Raw genomic sequence first — 7138 nt, forward strand, 5'->3', positions numbered from 1 at the left:
TTCTGGTTATTTTATTTTTATCAATTGGTATTCTTTAAAATCAGGCATTTGAATATTGAAATGCTCATAAACCGATTTTGGAATTCCTAAATCAGCCATAAATACTTCTACTCCGTTTGGTAATTTTTCTAAAAGAATTTTAGGAGCTGCCAAGGTCATTACTTGGTTCGCTTTAAACCCTGACAATTCACCATCTTTAGAAATACCAACGGGAATATCCAATGATATTCTAAATGCCGTTGATGCGTTTGCTAATGCAATACTTTTTACAAATGCATCTGACAACGGTAATCTTTGAGAGAATCCTAAATAGGCATCTACCCAAATATCCGTTGTTTCTGGAATACCTTCTTTAGCTCCAAATAACAACGCTCTTTCTAATTGTGCTTTTGGGAGGTCTTTGGCAATAGGAACTACCAAGTCTAAATTCACTTTAAACCCCCAAGCAGCAAGTCTGCGAGCAGCTACTAAACCGCCACCGCCATTGTTTCCATTACCAACGCCAATAGTGATAACAGAGGTCTCAGTTGCCTTTTTGGCGATTAATCTTGCTAGTTGAAGCCCCGCATTTTCCATCATCTATTCAATGGACAGGTTGTATTTTTCAACCGCCCAATAATCCATCTCTTTAAAGGCTTCTAATGAAAGACTGGTTACCTGCATATTTACTTTTTATAGGTATTGATAGCTTCCGTGAAAAACTGTACCACTTGTTCTTCATTAATTTTTGTAGCAGGTAAAACTGCTCCTTTAAATCCGTCGTTTTTCCATTCACCTAATGAAAGAGAATCAAACTTAGAAGTATCTAAACCGTTATGACCTTTGTATCCGCTGATATAAAAATAATGCTCCCTTACTACATCATCAGGTATTGCCAGCCCAAGACCCACGGTAATAGTATCCGCTAAATTTGCATATGCTCCAGAATCAAAATGATGTGGCCAAACTCGAATGCTAGACGCCAAACCCGTTTTGTTAAGTGTTTGTTCTAAACTAGATTGCGCCAAAGTTCTCAAATCTGCAAGCTCTTTTAATTTTGAGGCATTTAGTTTAAAAGTGAAAGAATTATAAATTGAATATGGTAGCTCGTAATGAAAATCATAGGTATACTTCTTACCCAAAAATGCATCCGCAGAACTTGTTAGCCATTTCAACACTTGTTGATGGGTTTTACCATCTAATGGAAAGGAAGCATTGTTCTTAGGTGAAATCCATTCTAATGAAAACGTAGTATAGTTTAAAGCAAGTACATCTCCGTTTGATGATAATGGGTGTGTTTCTAAACGTTGTTTATCAGTTGACCAACCAAGATTAGTGTGACTATCATCTGCTTTCTTCTCTACAAAACTTATTCCTGCTGCAGCTAAATATTGTGCCGCTAAATGCATCATTTTTTCCATCTTTATTTTGTTTTAGGGGTTAACACCACCATAATTAATTCCTGTTAAACGATGCATATCATGATTGAAAGTAGATAGGTCATCAAAATTAAATTTAGAGACATCATCATGACCACAAGCTCTTGCAATAACTTTAATAAGGTTATTTGTAGCATCAAAATAGTTATGCAATTGTTTTGCCGAAGAATCTATTATTAATCTACTACGTAACGATTTTTTTTGAGTTGCAATACCAACCGGACAGTTATTACTACCGCAAGCACGCATACCCAAACAGCCAATAGCCTGTAAAGCCGAGTTTGATACGGCAATAGCATCGGCACCTAACATAAGGGCTTTACCAAAATCTTCGGCAACTCGTAAACCTCCGGTAATAACCAAGGTGACATCTGAAGCACCAACTTTATCTAAATACTTTCTTGCTCTTGCCAAAGCAGGTATTGTTGGTACATTGATATTATCTCTTAATATGGTAGGTGCAGAACCTGTTCCGCCTCCTCTACCATCTAAAATGATATAATCGACACCTACATCAAGTGCAAACTGAATATCTTTTTCTATATGACTGGCAGCAATTTTGAATCCGATCGGAATACCGCCTGTGCGTTGTCTTACTTGAGCAGCGAAGGACTTAAAATCATCCACACCGTGAAAATCTGGAAAAGTTGCTGGTGATATTGCCGTCTCCCCTTCTTTTAATCCTCTAACCTCAGCAATTTCTTTACTCACCTTAACACCTGGTAAATGTCCGCCTGTTCCTGTTTTAGCTCCTTGCCCGCCTTTAAAATGAAAGGCTTGTACCTTATCCAATTTATCCCAGGAAAATCCGAATTTAGCCGAAGCCAATTCATAAAAATACTTGCTGTTATTTTCTTGCTCATGTGGTAACATGCCGCCTTCTCCTGAGCAAATACCTGTACCTGCTAGTTCTGCTCCTTTAGACAACGCGATTTTTGCTTCGCGTGATAAAGCACCAAAACTCATATCACTCACAAACAAAGGAATATCTAAATGTAGGGGCTTTTTAGCTTTAGGTCCTATTACAACTTTGGTTGCCACTGCATCTTCATCTAACAAAGGTCTGCTTGCTAATTGTGCTGGTAAAAACTGAATATCGCTCCATTTAGGTAACGTATTTCTATCTACTCCCATCGAAGCCGAAGCACCATGGTGACCTAGATTTTTCAATCCGTTTGTTGCCAATTCTTTGATATAGCCGGTGTAGGGTTCCGTTTCTTCAGGGTGCGTATCTGCATAAGCACCTAAATAAGCGTCTCTATTAAAAGGTTGCGGACTATCTACTAAATAGGCATCTATCTCTTCTTCATCTACAAAAAGACTTCCGTCTTCTATTTTAGTAGTGAATTTATGAAGTACCTCTGCATTATTATATTCTGAAACACCGGTATCTATTCTATAATCCCAACCGTGAAGACCACAAATAAGATTATGACCATCTATATGCCCGTCAGACATTAAAGCGCCTCTGTGCAAACAACGACCGTAAAGTACTGAAATGTCTTCATCGAACTTTACGATTACTAAATCTAAACCATTAACTAAAGCGTGTTCTGGCTTTTTGTTTTCTAATGTGTCTACTTGGGCAATTGCGATTGGTTTTTTCATGGGAGATTGGTTTATGATTATTTAAGTCAAAAACATTGTTTTGCACAACTATAATAACAAGAAGCTATGTCATAAATGAAATGACTTAATTGTCAAATATTTGTCGTGAATAGTAATGATTTCTTTCAAGCTACCAAGATTTATGAGAAAATCAAAATAAGATGATTTATACAAAACAGTCTAAATGCCTTCAAAAACCGTAATTTTACATCCCAATTATCTAAAAAATAAAAAGAATATATGAAGAATGATCACGAGTTTTTTATGCGTAGAGCTATTGAAATGGCTGTAAAAGGAATGAACTCAAATGCTGGGGGACCATTTGGTGCCGTAGTTGTCAAAGACGGAGAAATTATTGCCGAAGGCCATAACAAGGTAACTTCAACAAACGACCCTACGGCTCATGCAGAAATGGTAGTCATTAGAGATGCCTGTAAAAAATTGAATGATTTTCAGCTTACTGATTGTATTATCTACACCTCTTGTGAGCCATGCCCTATGTGCTTTGGCGCTATTTATTGGGCTAGACCTAAAGCTGTATATTACGGTTGCGATAAAGCAGATGCAAAGGCGATTGATTTTGATGACCAATTTATTTACGATGAATTAGAAGTTGGTATGCATGACAGACAAATTCACTTTAAACAAATGCTACAAGAAGAAGCTGTAGAAGTTTTTAATAACTGGGCTTCTAAAAATGATAAAACGAGGTATTAGATAAATTATAGATTATTATGTGTCTATTTTAAAAAAGAGAGAAAAACAATGTTCGTTTTTCTCTCTTTTTTTTGCTTCTAGCTACATGTCAACCAAAAGGTATTAACCATAAACTTTATTTCAACATTTAGAACAAAGTTTATAGCACACTATTCTGAATAAATTTCAGCTATTTCTTTTTGAAACTTTTCTCTAATAACTCTACGCTTTAATTTTAGTGTAGGCGTTAACTCTGCAGCTGAACCATTTTCATGAACTGGTAGCCATGGAGTCGAAATAAGCTTAAACTTCTTTATTTGCTCTACGTGACTAAACTCCGGATTATATTTGTTAATTATTTTTTGATACTTTTTTATTACTTTTTTATGTTGAATAATTTCTTCTAAACTGGTCCAAGAAATATCCTTTTTACCGCAATAGTTTCTAAGTGCCTCTTCAGCAGGTACAATTAATGCCGAAACGAATTTTTGCTTATCACCAATTACCATCATTTGCTCTACCAAAAACTCTTCTCGCAATCTGTTTTCTATAGGAGCCGGAGCAACATATTTACCACCAGAAGTTTTTAATAACTCTTTTTTTCTATCCGTAATCTTTAGATATTCACGACCTGTAGGACCTTTTACCAACTTACCAATATCACCCGTTCGAAACCATCGTTTATTGTCTATTTCACAAAAAACCTCTGCATTAACTTCTGGCTTTTTATAGTAACCCAACATTACATTTGGTCCGTGAGCTAAAATTTCACCTTCACCTTCTTGATAATCTCCACTTTCTGTATCGATCAATATGTAAACTCCGTCTATAATTGGTCCTGCTGTACCTAACATTACCCCATCAATTTCCATAGTATTTACAGTCAACGTTGGCGATGTTTCGGTTAGTCCATAACCTTCACGAATCGGGATTCCCGCTGCGCAGAAAACTCGCATAATTTTTACAGGACAGGGAGCTGCACCAGTAACAATTGCATTTATATTACCGCCCATAGCTTCTCGCCATTTGCTAAAAATAAGCTTGTCGGCAATTTTCCATTTAATTTTTTTTACAAAAGATAATTTTTGATTTGGCTCCCATTCATCAGTTAATGCCAATGCCCAAAAAAACAGTTTTTTCTTTGTTCCCTCAAGCGATAATCCTTTGTTATAAATGGCTTCATATATTTTTTCAAGCAATCTAGGTACCGTTGCAAAAGTGACTGGTTTTACAAATGCCAAATCACCTTCTGGGCCACTTAAATTATCGGTTCCTGCAAAAAATACATTCGTACTTTTTAGAATGTAGACGAACAGAACGGCTCTTTCAAAAATATGACAGATCGGTAAAAAACTTAATACCTGATCTCCTGTTTTTGCCGCCATATGGGGCTCTGTTTCCCTTACCACATGCATGATATTGTTATGTGTCAGCATTACCCCTTTTGGGTTTCCTGTGGTACCCGAAGTATAAATAATAGTGGCTAAATCTTGCCCTTCTATACCTTTTTTTATTTCCGAAATTCTATCGGTATGTTTTGAATCAAAAATAATTTTCCAAAATGTTCCTTTTGAATGTTCATCAAAAGTAAAAATATGTTTTAAGCTGTTTACCTTATTTTGGGTTTCTGTTAATTTATCAAATAAATCGCCAGTTCCACAAAACGCTGCTTTTACTTCTGACTCATTTAATATGTACTCATACTCACCTACGCTAATAGTTGGGTATAAAGGAACGCTTACCATACCTGCAAGCTGTATAGCAAAATCCATGATTACAAACTCAGGTCTGTTTTTGTACACCACAATACCGACCTTATCACCTGGCTGTAAACCTAAACTTAACAAACCCGAAGCGGCTTGCTCAGCTGCCTCAACTACCGCCTGCGAACTATATGATTGCCAATTTCCTTTTAAATCTCGACCACTTAACGATTTCTCAAGTGGATGATTTTCTAGTTGATGGTACAGAAGATCGAACAGTCTAGTCATTGTTTGTTATTTTGTTTAAGTTAATCATTTAATAATTACAAAAGGTATCTCTTGAGAAACCCATTGTAAAAGGTTATTCGAACATTAGGCTCAAAAACTCAGCAACACATGCCGGTTTTTCTGAGCCTTCTATATCTATTGTACAGTTCCATGTCACCTTTAACCCAGTGTCGCCATAAGTTTCGATATTTGAAATACTTCCCACTAATCGAAGTCGGCTATCTACTAATACCGGACTAGGAAAACGGACTTTATTCAAGCCATAGTTTACGCCCATTTGTGCCGATTTTACATGAATTGAGCCTTCTAACATTTTTGAAAGTAATGATACCGACATAAAACCATGAGCTACCGGTTTTTTGAAGGGTGAATGTTTTTTTGCTTTTTCAACGTCTACATGAATCCATTGAAAATCTCCCGTGGCTTTAGCAAAATCATTGATCATGTCTTGGGTAACAGTCATCCAATCGCCATCTGGAAGCTGTTTCCCTTCTACCTTTTTAAATTCTTCAAAATTTTCGATTTCTAACTTTGCCATAATTTTATCTTGAAGTTCCGCCGTCGATTGTTAAACAAATACCCGAAACAAAACGCGCTTCATCTGATGCCAAATACAAATAACCATAGGCAATATCAATAGGTTGCGCTACTGTTTTTAAAGGGATACTAGCCTCTATTGCTGCGAAATGCTCTTTCGGAATCTTATCTACCATATTAGTCATTGTAAAACCTGGTGCAATAGCATTGGCTGTTATACCGTATTTACCAAGTTCCATAGTCCATGTTTTTGCCATGGCAATAACGCCGGCCTTAGTAGCCGCATAATTTGTTTGTCCAAAATTACCTCGTAAGCCTACATTTGAAGCAGCACTAACAATTCTTCCATATTTGTTCGCTTTCATATACACAGCTGCTGCCTGTGTACATAAAAAGACTCCTTTTAAGTTCACCTCAACAACAGAATCAAATTCTGCTTCGCTCATTTTTTCAAGGGTTCTATCTCTGGTGATTCCCGCATTATTTATTAAAATATCTAGCTTACCATGTTTCTCATTTATCGATGCGAACAAGGTTTCTATCGCAGCTTTATCTGTTACGGAAACGGAATGAAATTCTGCTTTTCCTCCATTCGTATTGATTCCGTCGGCAACTTCTTGACCTTCTGGTAAAAGATCTACTATGATTACCGTTGCGCCTTCTTTAGCAAATAATTCGGAAATAGCTTGACCTATTCCTCTCGATCCACCAGTTACTACTGCTACTTTATTTTCTAATCTCATTTTATTTTTAGTTTTAGTTGTTGGTTACTTCGGCTTCGCTCAGCACAGGTGTTGGTTGTTGGTTGTTGGTTGTTGGTTGTTGGTTGTTGGTTGTTGGTTGTTGTTAGTATATTATTGATATTAGTTAGATAATTTTAGAATATAA

The 7138-nt window shown here is 36.5% G+C and carries 7 protein-coding genes; 1 reads left to right on the forward strand and 6 read right to left on the reverse strand.

From position 1 onward, the window contains the following. Positions 1–6: 6 nt before the first annotated feature. The 3 genes from Q4500_RS12720 to Q4500_RS12730 form a co-directional block, all read right to left on the reverse strand. Positions 7–579: an NAD(P)H-hydrate epimerase gene (locus Q4500_RS12720; protein ID WP_303600022.1), complete on the reverse strand. Its 573-nt coding sequence runs from the start codon at positions 577–579 to the stop codon at positions 7–9. An 86-nt stretch (positions 580–665) separates the two neighbouring features. Next, complete coding sequence (locus Q4500_RS12725) at positions 666–1400, reverse strand: hypothetical protein (protein ID WP_303600023.1); 735 nt, start codon at positions 1398–1400, stop codon at positions 666–668. Positions 1401–1412: 12 nt separating this feature from the next. Next, positions 1413–3026 (reverse strand): glutamate synthase-related protein, encoded by a 1614-nt coding sequence (locus tag Q4500_RS12730; RefSeq protein ID WP_303600024.1) that lies wholly within the window; start codon positions 3024–3026, stop codon positions 1413–1415. Positions 3027–3266: 240 nt separating this feature from the next. Here Q4500_RS12730 and Q4500_RS12735 point away from each other — a divergent pair, with 240 nt between their 5' ends. After that, positions 3267–3743, forward strand: a complete 477-nt coding sequence (locus tag Q4500_RS12735; RefSeq protein ID WP_303600025.1) for a nucleoside deaminase — start codon at positions 3267–3269, stop codon at positions 3741–3743. A 149-nt stretch (positions 3744–3892) separates the two neighbouring features. On the opposite strand, the gene Q4500_RS12740 is transcribed toward Q4500_RS12735, so the two are convergent. The 3 genes from Q4500_RS12740 to Q4500_RS12750 form a co-directional block, all read right to left on the reverse strand. Next, on the reverse strand, positions 3893–5713 hold the full coding sequence (locus Q4500_RS12740; RefSeq protein WP_303600026.1) for a long-chain fatty acid--CoA ligase: 1821 nt from the start codon (positions 5711–5713) through the stop codon (positions 3893–3895). A 73-nt stretch (positions 5714–5786) separates the two neighbouring features. Beyond that, a complete protein-coding gene (locus tag Q4500_RS12745) occupies positions 5787–6251 on the reverse strand; it encodes a MaoC family dehydratase (RefSeq protein ID WP_303600027.1) in 465 nt (154 codons plus the stop codon). A 4-nt stretch (positions 6252–6255) separates the two neighbouring features. Continuing rightward, positions 6256–6993, reverse strand: a complete 738-nt coding sequence (locus Q4500_RS12750; protein ID WP_303600028.1) for an SDR family NAD(P)-dependent oxidoreductase — start codon at positions 6991–6993, stop codon at positions 6256–6258. Positions 6994–7138 lie beyond the last annotated feature (145 nt).

This window comes from Maribacter sp. 1_MG-2023 (assembly GCF_030547005.1).
Taxonomy (GTDB): Bacteria; Bacteroidota; Bacteroidia; order Flavobacteriales; family Flavobacteriaceae; genus Maribacter.